The 15,250-nt window shown below is 35.0% G+C and carries 13 protein-coding genes, 1 tRNA gene, 1 rRNA gene and 1 pseudogene; 13 read left to right on the plus strand and 3 right to left on the minus strand.

Features of this window, described 5'->3' with window-relative positions; translation table 11 throughout:
- The first annotated feature begins 100 nt into the window (after nt 1–100).
- The 12 genes and pseudogenes from pheS (at nt 101) to ruvC (ending at nt 8,661) form a co-directional block, all read left to right on the plus strand.
- Nucleotides 101–1,144, plus strand: a complete 1,044-nt coding sequence (gene pheS, locus AAGD63_RS01565; protein WP_341813593.1) for a phenylalanine--tRNA ligase subunit alpha — start codon at nt 101–103, stop codon at nt 1,142–1,144.
- Nucleotides 1,145–2,380, plus strand: coding sequence for an NTP transferase domain-containing protein (locus AAGD63_RS01570; protein WP_264330594.1), 1,236 nt, complete (start codon nt 1,145–1,147; stop codon nt 2,378–2,380).
- A gap of 78 nt (nt 2,381–2,458) precedes the next feature.
- Nucleotides 2,459–2,917, plus strand: a complete 459-nt coding sequence (locus AAGD63_RS01575; protein ID WP_341813594.1) for a hypothetical protein — start codon at nt 2,459–2,461, stop codon at nt 2,915–2,917.
- A 338-nt stretch (nt 2,918–3,255) separates the two neighbouring features.
- Nucleotides 3,256–3,733: pseudogene (locus tag AAGD63_RS01580) on the plus strand (outer membrane protein).
- 216 nt (nt 3,734–3,949) lie between these two features.
- A complete protein-coding gene (gene rplU, locus AAGD63_RS01585; RefSeq protein WP_015588327.1) occupies nt 3,950–4,252 on the plus strand; it encodes a 50S ribosomal protein L21 in 303 nt (100 codons plus the stop codon).
- A gap of 10 nt (nt 4,253–4,262) precedes the next feature.
- Nucleotides 4,263–4,532 (plus strand): 50S ribosomal protein L27, encoded by a 270-nt coding sequence (gene rpmA / locus AAGD63_RS01590; protein ID WP_341813595.1) that lies wholly within the window; start codon nt 4,263–4,265, stop codon nt 4,530–4,532.
- A gap of 8 nt (nt 4,533–4,540) precedes the next feature.
- A tRNA-Ile gene (locus AAGD63_RS01595) sits at nt 4,541–4,617 on the plus strand.
- A 39-nt stretch (nt 4,618–4,656) separates the two neighbouring features.
- Nucleotides 4,657–5,823 carry a methionine adenosyltransferase gene (gene metK, locus AAGD63_RS01600; RefSeq protein WP_341813596.1) on the plus strand — a complete coding sequence of 389 codons (1,167 nt, stop codon included), beginning with the start codon at nt 4,657–4,659 and terminating at the stop codon, nt 5,821–5,823.
- A gap of 109 nt (nt 5,824–5,932) precedes the next feature.
- A complete protein-coding gene (locus AAGD63_RS01605; RefSeq protein WP_341813597.1) occupies nt 5,933–6,598 on the plus strand; it encodes a TenA family protein in 666 nt (221 codons plus the stop codon).
- Between the two features lie 39 nt (nt 6,599–6,637).
- Nucleotides 6,638–7,297, plus strand: a complete 660-nt coding sequence (locus tag AAGD63_RS01610) for a TenA family protein (protein WP_341813598.1) — start codon at nt 6,638–6,640, stop codon at nt 7,295–7,297.
- Between the two features lie 47 nt (nt 7,298–7,344).
- Nucleotides 7,345–8,172 (plus strand): cytochrome c oxidase subunit 3, encoded by an 828-nt coding sequence (locus tag AAGD63_RS01615; protein ID WP_006012165.1) that lies wholly within the window; start codon nt 7,345–7,347, stop codon nt 8,170–8,172.
- Nucleotides 8,173–8,661, plus strand: a complete 489-nt coding sequence (gene ruvC / locus AAGD63_RS01620; RefSeq protein ID WP_006012163.1) for a crossover junction endodeoxyribonuclease RuvC — start codon at nt 8,173–8,175, stop codon at nt 8,659–8,661.
- 25 nt (nt 8,662–8,686) lie between these two features.
- On the opposite strand, the gene ruvX is transcribed toward ruvC, so the two are convergent.
- From ruvX to AAGD63_RS01635, 3 genes are all read right to left on the minus strand, one after another.
- The gene (gene ruvX / locus AAGD63_RS01625; protein WP_006012162.1) at nt 8,687–9,154 is read right to left on the minus strand and encodes a Holliday junction resolvase RuvX; all 468 of its coding nucleotides are present in this window, start codon (nt 9,152–9,154) and stop codon (nt 8,687–8,689) included.
- Between the two features lie 65 nt (nt 9,155–9,219).
- Nucleotides 9,220–11,004, minus strand: a complete 1,785-nt coding sequence (locus AAGD63_RS01630) for a ribonucleoside-diphosphate reductase subunit alpha (RefSeq protein ID WP_341813599.1) — start codon at nt 11,002–11,004, stop codon at nt 9,220–9,222.
- A 48-nt stretch (nt 11,005–11,052) separates the two neighbouring features.
- Nucleotides 11,053–12,123 (minus strand): methyltransferase domain-containing protein, encoded by a 1,071-nt coding sequence (locus tag AAGD63_RS01635; RefSeq protein WP_341813600.1) that lies wholly within the window; start codon nt 12,121–12,123, stop codon nt 11,053–11,055.
- Nucleotides 12,124–12,453: 330 nt separating this feature from the next.
- Here AAGD63_RS01635 and AAGD63_RS01640 point away from each other — a divergent pair.
- Nucleotides 12,454–15,218 (plus strand): 23S ribosomal RNA (locus tag AAGD63_RS01640).
- The last annotated feature ends 32 nt before the right edge of the window (nt 15,219–15,250 follow it).

Below are 15,250 nucleotides of genomic sequence, written 5' to 3' on the forward strand. Positions count from 1 at the left end.
CAAGAAGGAGAGTACTGGGATGACACCTTTTTATCCAAATAGTTTTATTGATGATATTAAAGATTGCACTATAATTAAAGTTTAAGCTAGCGTTTTTAAGGTGAATAAAGAGCTAATAAGTGAAATACCTTTACTTGAAGATAAGGCAGTTTCTGAAATTGAAAATGCTGCTTCTTTGCAGGATTTAGAAAAAGTTAGGTTGTCGTACTTGGGGAGAAAAGGTGTAGTAAAAGCTTATTTCGATGACTTAAAGAATATAGATGATGCAGGAGAAAAACGCGACCTAGGTGCAGTGATTAATGTTTTACGCAATAAGATAGACCAGCTTATAACAAGCAAAGAAAATGAACTAAAAGATAAAGAAGTTAAGTTAAAACTGCAAAATGAAGCAGTTGATATCACACTGCCTGTCAGACCAGAAAGAATTGGCAAGATTCATCCACTGAGCAAAGTTATAAATGAAGTAAAGCTCATTTTTGCACATATGGGCTTCAAAGCAGTTGATGGTCCTGATATTGAAGATGAATTTCACGTGTTTGATGCGCTAAATACTCCAAGTCATCATCCTGCGCGAGAGGAGCAAGATACCTTCTACTTAAAGAATAAAATAAAAGATAAAAGAATGGTGCTGCGCACTCATACCTCATCTGTGCAGATTAGAACTATGGAAAAGACAAAAACTTTTCCAATTAAAATAGTGGCTGCAGGCAGGGTATACAGAAATGACTTTGATGCAACTCACACTCCTATGTTTCATCAGATAGAAGGGCTTTATGTTAATGAAAATGTCAATATGGGCCAATTAAAATTTACTATTCATCGCTTCCTTAGTAAATTTTTCGGAGATAAAGGTCTAAAAATACGCTTTCGTAATAGTTTTTTTCCTTTTACTGAGCCTTCTGCAGAAGTGGACATAAGTTATAAAGGTAGTAAATGGATTGAAGTACTTGGATGTGGTATGGTGCATCCAAATGTCTTTAAAAATGTTGGAATAGAACATACTAAATACAGTGGCTTTGCATTTGGGATTGGTATAGAAAGGCTAGCAATGCTGAAATATCAAATTAGTGATCTAAGGAGCTTTTACGACAATAGAGTTAGTTGGCTCAACCATTATGGTTTTCATTTTTCGTCTTTAAGATAAGTGACAAATAAATCTTATACATTTGTTGTACTTGCTGCTGGGCATGGTAAACGAATGAATTCAAGCTTGCCTAAGGTTCTGCACAAAATAGGTAATTTCTCCATGCTTGAGCACGTCATTTACAATGCAAAGCAGCTAAATCCTGAAAAAATAGCTGTTGTAGTCGATTTGCCTTTAACTCAAAGGCTGGAATGCTTTGAGGATATAAAATTAATTACACAAGAGTCAACGCTCGGCACAGGGGATGCAGTCAAAATTGCAATGAGAAACCTGAAAGAATTATCAGACATAGTTGTTGTGCAGTATGGAGATACTCCGCTGATAAAAAGCAGCACAATAACTAAAATGATAAGCTGCTTAGGAGAGAGCAATGCTTTAGTTTGTCTTGGGTTTAAAACTGATAATAAAGGATACGGTAGACTAATTATTGAGAACGGTTCCCTAAGAGAAATAGTAGAAGTACAAAATGGTAGAAATAATGATGAGGAATTTCTTGCTAATGCTGGAATAATGGTTGCATATACAAAAGATTTACATGAATTAGTGGAGAAAATAGAGTGTAATAATCAAGCTCGCGAATATTACCTGACTGATATAGTTGCCATTGCAGTAAAGAGTAATTTAAATGTTGGCTATGTTATTGCTGATGAGGAGGAGGCAACTGGCATAAATAATAGGAATGACCTTGCAACGGCCGAGTTTTACTTTCAAGAAGAAAAAAGAAAGTTTTTCACTAACTCTGGAGTAACGCTTGTTGCTCCAGAAACTGTTTTCTTCTCTCTTGATACGCAAATTGGTATGGATTCGATTGTTTACCCATACGTTTTTTTTGGTCCTGGAGTAAAAATAGGATCTGGTGTTAGGGTTGGTCCATTTGCCAAATGTGAAAATACAACAATAGGTGATGGTGCAATCATAGGTAATTTTGTTGAAACAAAAGCAAGTGATATAGGTATAAATACTAAGATAAAGCATTTAAGTTATATAGGAAATACTCAGGTAGGGCAGGGGAGTAACATAGGTGCAGGTACCGTTATTTGTAATTATGATGGGAAAAAGAAACATAAAACAAATATTGGAAGCAATTGTTTTATTGGTGCCAATAGTTCATTAATTGCACCGCTTAATGTTCATGATGACTCTGTCATTGCAGCAGGTAGCGTTATAGTAGAGGATGTGCCAGAGAAAAGTCTTGCAATTGCAAGAGAAAGGCAAATAACTAAGAAAATAAAATAACTCTAATTTTTATTACGCGAATTATGTTATTTTTAATATATGTATTAGTATACATGTATATCAATATACATGTTAAAAATGAAAAAGTTGCTGATTTTGGTGGTCTGTTGTTTCCTGTCAGTACCGTCTTTTGGAGTTGATTGGATTAAAGATAGAATTTATACTTCTTTATCATATAGCCGGCTTGGTGTTAATTATGACGTTGGGTTTCACTATACAGATAGTGTTAAAATTTCAGTTGGCTATGTAATCAAACCTATTATTAATTCTCTAATCAAACCTACTCTTGATGAAGAATTTGGAGCAGTGGTGGGGCTTATGGCAAAGCTTCATTATCATCATAAATTTGAAAATACGGGTATTACTCCTTATATTACTGCTGGTGTTGATGCTGTTATAGTTCGTACAATGAAGGCTAAACCTAATGTAGGTAGAGCTGATAGTATAGGTGAAAACATAAGTGCTTTACTTGGAGAGGCTTTCAAAGCTGTAGTCAATGATGAATTTTTTTTCTTATCAAATAGGTTCTGGTATTAATCTTCCACTTTCTGAGAGAACAAGTGTTTTTGCTGGCTACAAGCTGCAAAAGTTCCATGAACTTTCGCATGGGGTTGAATTTGGAATGAGTTTTAATTTGTAAGCTCCGATTGAATGTTTTTAGTGAAGTCTGGTTTGAATTTTTGTTGGAATAAAAGCAAGTTATATAGGCTAAAATGATGATTGTAGTAGGTAATAAAATGTGAAAAAGAAAAGTTTGGTAATTGCAAGAGAAAGGCAAGTAGCTAAGAAAGTGATTCCGATTTTATTATGTAAGTTATGTGATTTTTAACTTTTCTGTGAGTATATATGCGTATATTCATGGTTAGAGGGTAAAAATGAAAAAATTACTTACTTTGGTAGTCTGCTGTTCTCTGTCAGCACCGTCTTTTGGAGTTGATTGGATTAGAGATAGAATCTATACTTCGTCGTCATATGGCAATCTTGGTATTAATTATGAGCTTGGCTATCATTATACAGATAGCATAAAAATTTCAGCTGGTCCTGTATTGAAATCTGTTTTGTTTGGAGGATCTTTGGCAGAGTTAGGATTCATGGCAAAGCTTCATTATCATCATCAACTTGAAAGTACGGATATTACCCCTTATGTTACTTTTGGTGTAGGAGGTGGAGCTAAAGTATCTCAACCAGCACAGCAAGGTCAACAGCCAGACGTAAAAAAGTTTTTCCTACCAGATAGGTGCTGGTATTAATCTTCCACTTTCTGAGAGAACGAATGTTTTCGCTGGCTATAAACTTCACAAGTTCAGTAATTTTTCTCATGGGTTTGAACTTGGAATGAGTTTTAATTTATAAGCTCCGATTGAATGTTTTTAGTGAAAGCTTGAGTTTTTATTAACGTCGTAAAGTCTTCATGATACTAAGAGAATTTGAGAGTAGTCAAGTTTTAAAACTTGACTACTCTCAAAGGAAAAGCAGATAAAGGTAGAAGTATTTCATGTTTTTATTTATATTGACAGTATGTGTAACATCATTTACGATTAGTGTTAATAACAATAATTGATATTTGTCATGTTTGCAGTAATCGAAACTGGTGGAAAGCAGTATTTAGTAAAAAAAGGCAGCATAATTAAAGTAGAAAGATTACAAGCTGAAGAAAAAGAGGAAGTGGAAATCAATAAAGTGATTTGTGTTTCAAGTAATGGCTTATCTTGTTCATCTAATGCTGTTGTTAAAGCTGAAGTACTGGAGCAGTGTAGAGATAAAAAAATTATAATCTTTAAGAAAAAGAGAAGAAAAAATTACCGTAGGAAAAATGGTCATAGGCAGTATATTACTGTTCTTCGTATCAATGAAATTAGTCTTCAAAAGTAAGAGGTAAGATATGGCAACTAAAAAATCAGGTGGTAGTTCCTGTAATGGTAGAGATTCGGCAGGGCGTCGGCTCGGGATAAAGAAGAATGGTGAGGTTATTCCAGGTAACATAATTGTACGTCAAAGAGGTACAAAATTTCATCCTGGAAAGAATGCTGGTATGGGTAAAGATCATACGATTTTTGCTAAAACGAAAGGCTGGGTGAGTTTTAGAAAATCAGCAAATAAAAAGACGTTTATTGATGTTGTGCCTACAGATGATATGCAAGCCTTGGCTTGAATAGATACGGGTCTGTAGCTCAGGTGGTTAGAGCGCACGCCTGATAAGCGTGAGGTCGGAGGTTCAACTCTTCCCAGACCCACCATTTAAATTTGCAATAGTTTTGATATTGTGTAACTAAACGATGGTTTTACATAAGAATTCAGTAACCAGTGAATCAGTAGCAGCCGGTCATCCAGACAAAGTGGCAGACCAGATTTCAGATGCAATACTTGACGAATACCTTTTTAATGACTCTTCCTCTCGTACTGCAATAGAGACTTTAGTTACTAAAGATAATGTTATTATAGCTGGGGAAGTATTTGGGCCGAACATTGAAAATAGCAAGATTGAAAGTATTGTACGGAATACAATAAAAGATATTGGTTATGAGCATGATGGTTTCCACTGGGAAACAGTGAAAGTAAATATATTGCTACATGAACAATCAAATGACATTGCAATAGGTGTGGATCAAGGTGCTGGGGATCAGGGCATAATGTATGGCTATTCAACAATAGAGACAGAAAGCCTCATGCCGGCACCCATTTTTTATGCACACTCGATTCTGAGAAATATCATGAGTATGGTCAAAGAGTTAAAGCTTGGTCCGGATGCAAAATCGCAAATCACTTTGGCGTATGAGAATAACCTTCCAGTGCGTGCTGAAAGTATTGTTGTTTCAATACAGCATCTTGAGGATCTGAGTCAATCGAAAGTGAAGGAAATAATTTATCCTTACATAGCTTCATCTTTACCTGAAGGGTGGATGTGTCCTGAAGAAAATCTCTTAGTTAATCCAATAGGTAGATTTGTTATCGGTGGGCCAGTTGGTGATTGTGGATTAACCGGACGAAAAATTATGGTTGATACTTATGGAGGCTATATTCCACACGGTGGAGGAGCGTTTTCTGGAAAAGATGCAACAAAAGTTGATAGATCCGCAGCTTATATGGCGAGATACCTTGCTAAAAATATTGTCTTTGCAGGTTTAGCTGAACGTTGTCTTGTGCAGCTTTCTTATGCAATTGGTGTCTCAAAACCTACTTCATTTTACATTGATACATTTGGCACGAATACAATAGATGAAGAGAGGATTAAAGGGTTTATTGAAGGTAACATAGATTTATCAACTAAAGGTATAATAAGACATTTATCACTTAATCGTCCTATATATAAACGTACAGCCTGCTATGGGCATTTTGGTAAAGAATCGGAAAGTGATGGTGGATTTTCTTGGGAAGGTGTGGACTTATCTACTGATTTTTGTAAAGAATTTAATATAGAAGAAGAAAAGAGAGAATGTCTTTAAACTATTAAACTCTTTTATTTCTAGCTTGATACTGATATGATAACTTATTATAAATTGTAAGTAACTTTTTAGTAACTATACTAGTTTTAATATTTATGAGGCTTACAAGATGTCCGACAAACCAAAAGAAGAATTTTATGATATTGCTATAAAAGAATCATCTGATCTTATTGAAGAAATAAAAGAACATCCTTTCAATGTTGAATTGATAAACAATACGCTAGATTATGAAAAGTTCAAAATTTATCTTCAGCAGGATTTTTTATATTTAGTGGACTGTACTCGTGCTTTATTGATTATTGCATCTAAAATTGATGACATTGAAATAATGAGCAGTTTGGTTAATGTAGCAAGGGGAATATTTGAGGTTCGAAAGCAGTATACTGAATATTTTGAGACTTGTGATTTATCCGATAATCATAAAAAATCAGAATCTTGTTCTGCTTTCACTGACTTTTTTATGCGTGCTGCATATTATAATTCTGTTGCTGAAGCTTTAGCAGCGTTTTGTCCTTGTTTTAATATATACCAAATTATTATAAATCATATGGTAGGAGAGGTTATGCCTAAAAAAGTTGAAGATCACAGATATCAAGGGTGGATTGATATCTATAATAACACAGTAATGAATACTACGATTAATCAAGTTACTGACGTTGCAAATAATCTATATGCAAAGGCTGGTGATTGTGAGAGGAAAAAGATGCGTGAGTTTTTTAAGAGAGGTCTAGAGCTAGAAATATTGTTTTGGGATGGGATATATTCTCTAGCATAGTCTGTAGTATTAACACTAAATTATATTCTAGTTTATCTGATGTTTAGTGGTATAATTAAGAGCTATTATGGGTCAAATCTTTTAAAGGATATTATTGAGCATCCTTTCAATGTTGAATTAGTGAATAATACTTTAAACATAGAAAACTTCAAATTTTATATACAACAAGATGCATTCTTTTTAGCTGATTATGTTCGTACTGTTTTAATGATTGCATCAAAAATGGAGAGTTGTAATAACATTGTTCCATTGATTGGGGTGGCTAAAGGAGGAATAGAGATTATGAGAGTGTTATACGACCACTACTTTACTGTATACTCCATAAATCGTGGAGAAAAGTCGCTTGAGTGTTTCAATTTTACTAACTTTCTTTTGTCTACTTCATATAGCGATGTTTATGAAGCTGTAACAGTTCTTTACTCTTGCCATTTTATATATAAAATTGTTGTTGATAATATGAGAAATAAAATTAAAAAAAATAATAGGTATAAGAATTGGTTTGATTTTTTTAGCAGTAGCTTGATGGAATCTGGATGTGTTGCTTTGGAAGATATTGTTGACGAGTATTGTAATAAAGTAAGGGAAAGTGAAAGAACCAGAATGCTCGAATTATTTAAAATAACTGCACAATTTGAGTTAGGCTTTTGGAATAGCGCATATAATTTTTCAAAATTTGATCAAAATTTTAAGAAATATTGACAATTTTAAGCTAATTTGTATGCTTGGTACGTATTTTTGAAGATGATATGAAAAGTAAAGAACATGATTTTCATTTAGTAGATCCAAGTCCCTGGCCAATTGCTATATCAGCAGCAATTCTTGTTCTTGCACTTGGATTAGTTGGTACACTCCATAAACAAATTTCTGGAATATTTGGTTTAGTTTTGGGAATCTCTGCGGTATCAGGGGTGCTGTTTTATTGGTGGAGAGATGTAATAAGAGAAGCAATTTATGATAAATGCCATACTGCCATTGTAAAACATGGACTCAAGCTTGCAATGTACTTATTTATCCTCTCGGAAGTTGTGTTTTTTATAGCGTTCTTTTGTTCATTCTTTAAAGCCTGGCTTGATCCGATTTTTTTGTTTGAAGCGTTTTCTCCTACAAAAAAAATTGAATGGCCCCCTGAAGGGATTTTACCACCTGATCCGTGGTCGTTACCATTTATGAATACACTAATATTATTACTTTCTGGTACAACAATTACCTCAGCACATCATTTTTTACTTGAAAATGATAAAAAAAACATGATTAAAATGTTATCTATAACTATATTGCTTGGAATTTTCTTTATAATAGTGCAAGCAATTGAGTATTATGAAGCAAGTTTTTCTCTACAAGAAGCAGGAGAGAAACTTATCTATACATCCAACTTTTACATGATTACTGGTTTTCATTGTATGCATGTTATAATAGGTATAATATTTTTGTCAGTGTGTTTGTTTAGAGCTCGAAGAGATCAAATTACACCTCAAGATCATTTATGCTTTGAATTTGCCTCTTGGTATTGGCACTTTGTTGATGTAGTCTGGATATTTTTATTTGTGTTTGTTTATTGGTTAAGCCTTTATTAAGTGATTAAAATAATAGGCCTAGATCCAGGGATGAGTAAGACTGGTTGGACTATTATCAGCCTGGAAGAAAAAAATAATATTAAATTTTTGGATGGTGGCACCATATCAACTGATAGTAAGTCGGGTATAGGTGAGCGTCTACATATAATTTTTGAAGAATTAAAGAAAGTAATTTCTTTATACTCTCCAGATGAAGCTGCTGTAGAAAAAATTTTTGTTAATAAAAATCCAAAATCTTCACTAACTTTGGGATATGCAAGAGCAATTGCAATTTTAATATTACAAATGACGGATTTACCCATGAATGAATATGATGCAAACTATATAAAAAAGAGCATTACCGGAAATGGTCATGCTGATAAGGATCAGATTATATTTATGGTGAAGCAAATAGTTAAAAACTTAAATATAAAATGTCATCATACTGCTGATGCTCTTGCTACAGCAATTTGTCATGCTTATACGAGAAGTTCTTGTTTTATTGAATAGTTTTACATGAATTCAGTTAAAAAAACTATTTGATGGTATTTATCTTATCTAACGTTCGTTGCAGAATAATACATGCAGCAATTTTATCATCTATTTTTTTTGATTTTGTGATTGATATTCCAGTAATTTTTAGTGCGTGAGTTGCAAGAGATGTTGATAGACTTTCGTCTTGTAGGTATATGTGTACTTTACATTTTTTTATTATTTTATTTGCAAACTGGATTATTGCTTTACACCATTCAGTTTCTTGGTCATCTATTTTGAATGGTAGTCCTATTACCATTGATCCAGCTTCATTTTCTTTAAGTACTCTATTTAGATAACCTAAATCTTTGCTCATATTTCTTCTATAATATATACTATGAGCTGTAGCTATAAGCTGTGTTTTATCACTAAACGCTATGCCTATTTGTTTTTCTCCCATATCAAGGCACATTAACCGTTTATCTTTTGGGATGGATTGTAAAAATTCATTGAGGTTTCTATAGAGCATTCATGAGATTTTTTGTTTTTTACATCGTTATTTGTTACATGATCTGTAAATTCAATATCATAAATCTATTGGCATGATAGGCATTCATCATAATTAATATCTGTTTTTTGCTGCAGTATTTCGCTTTTTTTGAATATATCATGAGAAATCTTGTCAGCTCTCTGCATTGATTGTGACCTGCAGTAGTATAAGCTCTTTAATCCTTTTTTCCAAGCAAGCATATGTATTTTATGTAAGTAACGTTTATGCACATTGGCAGGTAAGAACAGATTTACTGATTGAGATTGACAAATATAAGAAGTTCTATCACTTGCATGTTCTATGATCCATTGTTGATCAAGTTCGTATGCTGTTTTAAATGTCAGTTTTTCATGCTTGCTAAGAAAATCTAAATGCTGAACAGAACCCTCATTTGTTGAAATTGAGGACCATGTTTCATCATTGTCTTGATTTTTTTCTGCTAGTAGTTTTTGCAAGAATTTATTTCGTACTACAAATGAACCTGTCAATGTCTTCTGTATAAATACGTTTGCTGCATATGGCTCTATTCCAGGGGAAGTGTTGCCTGCGATAATCGAAATTGAGGCAGTTGGAGCAATAGCGAGCTTATGTGTGAACCTTTCCATTAGATCGATTTCTTTAGCGTCAAGACATGGCCCTTTTTCTTCTGCTAATTTTTTAGAAACTACATCTGCTTGCTCGCGCAAATGCTTAAATACTTTTTTATTCCATTGTTGGGCTGTTACTGATTCAAAAGGAACCATTTTACTTTGTAAAAATGAATGAAAACCCATCACGCCAAGACCGATACTACGCTCTCTTATTGCGGAATATTTTGCTCGCTGTATTTCATTTGGTGCTTGGTATATGAAATCCTCTAATACATTATCAAGAAAACGCATTATATCTTCTATGAAAAGCTCATTATCTTTCCATTCTTCGTAGTATTCAAGATTTACGGATGATAAACAACATACAGCAGTGCGTGACTTGTTCAGGTGATCGTAACCTGTAGTTAAAGTTATTTCACTGCATAGGTTTGACATTTTGATATCTAAATTGAGCTTTTTGTAAGGTTCTGGTTTATTGTTATTTGTTGCATTAAGAAAGATAATATAAGGTTCTCCAGTTTCAATTCTTGCTGTTAATATTTTAATCCATATATCCCGTGCTTTTACTGTTGAAATAACTTTATTGTTATGAGGGCTTATTAAATTCCATTCTTGATCATCTTCAACAGCTTGCATAAACTTATCTGTTACTATTACAGCATGATGTATATTTAATGCTTTGCGATTTGGGTCACCACCAGTTGGCTTACGTAAATCTAGAAACTCTTCTATTTCTGGATGCCATACAGGAAGATAAACTGCTGAGCTTCCTCTTCTTAAGGATCCTTGGCTGATTGCAAGCGTCAGAGCATTTTGTACTACGATAAATGGCACAATTCCTGATGTTTTACCGCTACCTTTGACACTTTCACCAATTGAACGTAAATTTCCCCAATAACTACCTATTCCACCACCACGTGCAGCGAGCCAAACATTTTCATTCCATAAATCAACTATTCCCTGCAAGCTATCTTCAGTTTCGTTAAGAAAGCAGGAAATAGGCAATCCTCTCTTGGTACCACCATTACTAAGTATTGGAGTTGAAGGCATGAACCATAAATTGCTCATGTAATCATAAAGACGTTGTGCATGCTCTTTATTATCAGAGTAGTAATTGGCAATACGTATAAAGAGATCTTGATAACTTTCATTTTCTATTAAATACCTGTCCAATAGAACTGCTTTTCCAAAATCAGTTAATTTACTATCCTTTGCGTAGTTAATAGCAATGTAATTCATAAGGCTCCTTTTATGATAATATAGACATTTATTTGAGCGATTTCTCGATTAAGTTGTTAAATTTTTTTGTGGATACTGTAATGCAAACAAGATACCATCAACTTGGCTGCCATATATTTTACAGTAACTCATTTGACTTATTTGCATATTTGTTTTTTTTGCAACATGCTGAATATAATCTTCTGAATGACGAAAATAATCTCCCTTGTTTACAAAGTCAATACCTTTACTTTCCTTTCTTCTTACTAAACATACAATAACCCCTTTTTTGTTTGTCAATCCTTTTGCTAGTTCCAATTCTGCTAGAAAATCATGTAGATAGTGTAGCACTTCAGCAAAGATAATTACATCATACTGCTGGTTCTTCTGTTGTTTAAGAAACTCTTTCATTTCTGTATGTATTAACTCATCGTAAACAGGTTTACCTTTTATAAGGCATCCTCTTGCAATATTGAGCATTCTATTTGAGATGTCAACTCCTGTTATGCGACTTCTAATATTATTTATTTTTAGGAAGTGACCACATATTCCAGTACCGCAACCAAGGTCAAGTATATTCAGTTCAGAAGTGGAGTTGTGAAAGATTTTTTTGATTATCATATGTACTAGTTCATGTCCTCTGTACTGTTTGGCAATCAACCAATGTTCAACAAAATATTCACCTGTGTAATCAAAATATTGTTTTATGAGATTTTCAGGCAATTCTACGATATCTGATGTGTTTGTTATTTTTTTTAAGTAGTAAGAAGCTTCTTTGTGACTACTATCTAATTTTAGCGTCTTTGTTAAATAATTATAAGCTTTATTAGTATTTCCTACTGCAAAATGACATCTTCCAATATTATACCAGATTATAGGTAAATTGGGGTAGAATATGCTAATTAACCAAAATCTTAACTTTGCATCTGATATATTACCTTTATAGAAATGATATAACCCGATTTCAATGTTGGTATTTAACCGGTTTTTAGATTTTTCAAGAAACACTACAATTTCTTTATGGAGAGTATTGTATTTATCCATAATGAAATTTTTTACTTGTTTAATATTTAATAAGCCAGTGAGCTTAGATATACAATTTAAAGCAAAGTTTTTTATAAAAGATAGATTACTTTTCATACATTAGAAATACTCCAAATGTTCATTTTCATTTTTAGGTAACTAATTTTAACACATTTTATCTTACAAAATATCTTTTTCATTAATTTTTCTGTACATATCAATTTGTCGAATATTTCTCAGATTGTACTGTTTAAGATTGCTGGTATATTGTTGTTGATAATAATAGGTAAATGTTTTGTGTAAAAAGGCGTTGACATATGATTTATCAGATTGTAACATATAAAAGATTAGTTTTTAGATGTTTGAAAAGTTTTATGGTAGAGATTATTTAATCTCAATTCAATTGTAAGTTAATATTTAACTCTGCATATTCTACATATAGTCAGTAAATAAATTACTAAGAGCACTTGATGGATGCCTTGGCGTTAAGAGGCGATGAAGGACGTGGCAGGCTGCGATAAGCTGTGGGAAATTGTCAACAAATTTTGATCCGCAGATTTCCGAATGGGGAAACCCAACTAGCTTAGCTAGTTATTATATACTAAGTATATAAAGCAAACTTGGTGAACTGAAATATCTAAGTAGCCAAAGGAAAAGAAATCAACCGAGATTCTGTTAGTAGTGACGAGCGAAAGCGGAAAAGGCTAGTGATTTAAAAATAAGAATTAGAATACTCTGGAAATGGTAACCATAGAAGGTGATAGTCCTGTATAAATAGAAAGTTTTTAAATCCTTGAGTAGAGCGGGGCACGTGAAATCCTGTTTGAATGTGGGGGGACCATCCTCCAAGCCTAAATACTCCTTAACGACCGATAGTGAACAAGTACCGTGAGGGAAAGGTGAAAAGAACCCCGGGAGGGGAGTGAAATAGAATCTGAAATCAAGTGCTTACAAACAGTTGGAGCTCTATATCAATTTATTGATATCTAGAGTGACAGCGTACCTTTTGCATAATGGGTCAGCGAGTTAATCTATGAAGCAAGCTTAAGCCGTTAGGTGTAGGCGTAGCGAAAGCAAGTCTGAATAGGGCGTTTAGTTTTATGGATTAGACCCGAAACCAAGTGATCTAGTCATGACCAGATTGAAGGTATGATAAAACATACTGAAGGATCGAACCAGTTAATGTTGCAACATTATTGGATGAGTTGTGATTAGGGGTGAAAGGCCAATCAAACTTGGAAATAGCTGGTTCTCCGCGAAATCTATTTAGGTAGAGCGTTGTATTTATGTTGTTGGGGGTAGAGCACTGGATAGACTAGGGGGATTCATCATCTTACCAAATCTAACCAAACTCCGAATACCAATAATTAATTATACAGCAGACACACTATGGGTGCTAAGTCCGTGGTGGAAAGGGAAACAGCCCAAATCACTATCTAAGGTCCCAAAATTACAGCTAAGTGGGAAAGGAAGTAGAAAAACCATTACAACTAGGAGGTTGGCTTGGAAGCAGCCATCCTTTAAAGAAAGCGTAACAGCTCACTTGTCTAAATAAGTTTTTCTGCGCCGAAAATGTACCGGGGCTAAAGCTGTATACCGAAGATGTGGGTGCTTATTGATTTCGATTAGTAGGCGCGGTAGCGGAGCGTTCCGTAAGTCTGTGAAGGTGGTTTGTGAAAACTGCTGGAGATATCGGAAGTGAGAATGCTGACATAAGTAGCGTAAAAGAGTGTGAAAAACACTCTCACCAAAAATCTAAGGGTTCCTACGTTAAGTTAATCTGCGTAGGGTTAGTCGGTTCCTAAGGCGAGTCCGTAAAGGAGTAGTCGATGGCAATTAGGTTAATATTCCTAAACCTCTTAAGTGTGACGGGTTTTGTATTTGTATAGGTCTTATTGGATTGATCTATGCTTAAAAGAAGCTCCAGGAAATAGCACTTATATTTATGAGGCCGTACCGTAAACCGACACTGGTGGATGAGTAGAGTATACTAAGGTGTTGAAAGAATGATGTTGAAGGAACTCGGCAAATTATACCTGTAACTTCGGAAGAAGGGTAACCTGCTTTTAGGCAACTATGAGTAGGTGGCACAAAATAGGGAGTAGCGACTGTTTACTAAAAACACAGGACTCTGCAAACACGTAAGTGGAAGTATAGGGTCTGACGCCTGCCCGGTGCTGGAAGGTTAATAGGGGGGGTGCAAGCTCTGAATTGAAGCCCCAGTAAACGGCGGCCGTAACACTGACGGTCCTAAGGTAGCGAAATTCCTTGTCGGGTAAGTTCCGACCCGCACGAATGGCGTAACGATTTCTCCACTGTCTCCAACATCACTTCAGCGAAATTGAATTCCCCGTGCAGATGCGGGGTACCCGCGGTTAGACGAAGAGACCCCGTGCACCTTTACTATAGCTTTACATTGCTATTAAAGGTGTGATGTGCAGGATAGGTGGGAGACTTTGAAGTTATGGCGCTAGCTATAATGGAGTCAACCTTGAGATACCACCCTTTACACTTTTGATATCTAACTATGTTTCATTATCTGGAACTAGGACATTGTATGGTGGGTAGTTTGACTGGGGCGGTCGCCTCCTAAAAAGTAACGGAGGCGTGCGAAGGTAAGCTAGAGCTGGTCGGAAATCAGCTTGATAGTATAATGGCATAAGCTTGCCTGACTGCGAGGTTGACAAACCAAGCAGAGACGAAAGTCGGTCATAGTGATCCGGTAATTCTGTATGGAAGGGTTATCGCTCAACGGATAAAAGGTACGCCGGGGATAACAGGCTGATGGTGTTCGAGAGTTCATATCGACGACACCGTTTGGCACCTCGATGTCGACTCATCACATCCTGGGGCTGGAGAAGGTCCCAAGGGTTCGGCTGTTCGCCGATTAAAGTGTTACGTGAGTTGGGTTTAGAACGTCGTGAGACAGTTCGGTTTCTATCTGCCGTGGGTGAAGGAAATTTGAGAAGATCTGACTCTAGTACGAGAGGACCGAGATGTATATACCTCTGGTGTACCAGCTGTTATGCCAATAGCATCGCTGGGTAGCTATGTATAGATGGGATAATTGCTGAAAGCATATAAGCAAGAAACCCTCTTCAAAAAAATTTCCCAATTAAGGCCGTGGGAGACTACCACGTTGATAGGCTAGGTGTAGAAGCATGGTAACATGTGAAGCTAACTGGTACTAATAGCCTGATTGATTTATTTGCTTTCTATATGTGCATATGCAGTGTTAAATATT

This window comes from Wolbachia endosymbiont (group B) of Germaria angustata, assembly GCF_964026725.1.
Classification (GTDB): domain Bacteria; phylum Pseudomonadota; class Alphaproteobacteria; order Rickettsiales; family Anaplasmataceae; genus Wolbachia; species Wolbachia pipientis_C.

Excerpts from the sequence above, each read along its gene's own strand:
- AAGD63_RS01575 (WP_341813594.1), top strand. The coding sequence starts at position 2,459 with ATGAAAAAGTTGCTGATTTTGGTGGTCTGTTGTTTCCTGTCAGTACCG.
- rplU (WP_015588327.1), top strand. The coding sequence starts at position 3,950 with ATGTTTGCAGTAATCGAAACTGGTGGAAAGCAGTATTTAGTAAAAAAA.
- rpmA (WP_341813595.1), top strand. The coding sequence starts at position 4,263 with ATGGCAACTAAAAAATCAGGTGGTAGTTCCTGTAATGGTAGAGATTCG.
- metK (WP_341813596.1), top strand. The coding sequence starts at position 4,657 with ATGGTTTTACATAAGAATTCAGTAACCAGTGAATCAGTAGCAGCCGGT.
- AAGD63_RS01605 (WP_341813597.1), top strand. The coding sequence starts at position 5,933 with ATGTCCGACAAACCAAAAGAAGAATTTTATGATATTGCTATAAAAGAA.
- AAGD63_RS01610 (WP_341813598.1), top strand. The coding sequence starts at position 6,638 with ATGTTTAGTGGTATAATTAAGAGCTATTATGGGTCAAATCTTTTAAAG.
- AAGD63_RS01615 (WP_006012165.1), top strand. The coding sequence starts at position 7,345 with ATGAAAAGTAAAGAACATGATTTTCATTTAGTAGATCCAAGTCCCTGG.
- ruvX (WP_006012162.1), bottom strand. The coding sequence starts at position 9,154 with ATGCTCTATAGAAACCTCAATGAATTTTTACAATCCATCCCAAAAGAT.
- AAGD63_RS01630 (WP_341813599.1), bottom strand. The coding sequence starts at position 11,004 with ATGAATTACATTGCTATTAACTACGCAAAGGATAGTAAATTAACTGAT.
- AAGD63_RS01635 (WP_341813600.1), bottom strand. The coding sequence starts at position 12,123 with ATGAAAAGTAATCTATCTTTTATAAAAAACTTTGCTTTAAATTGTATA.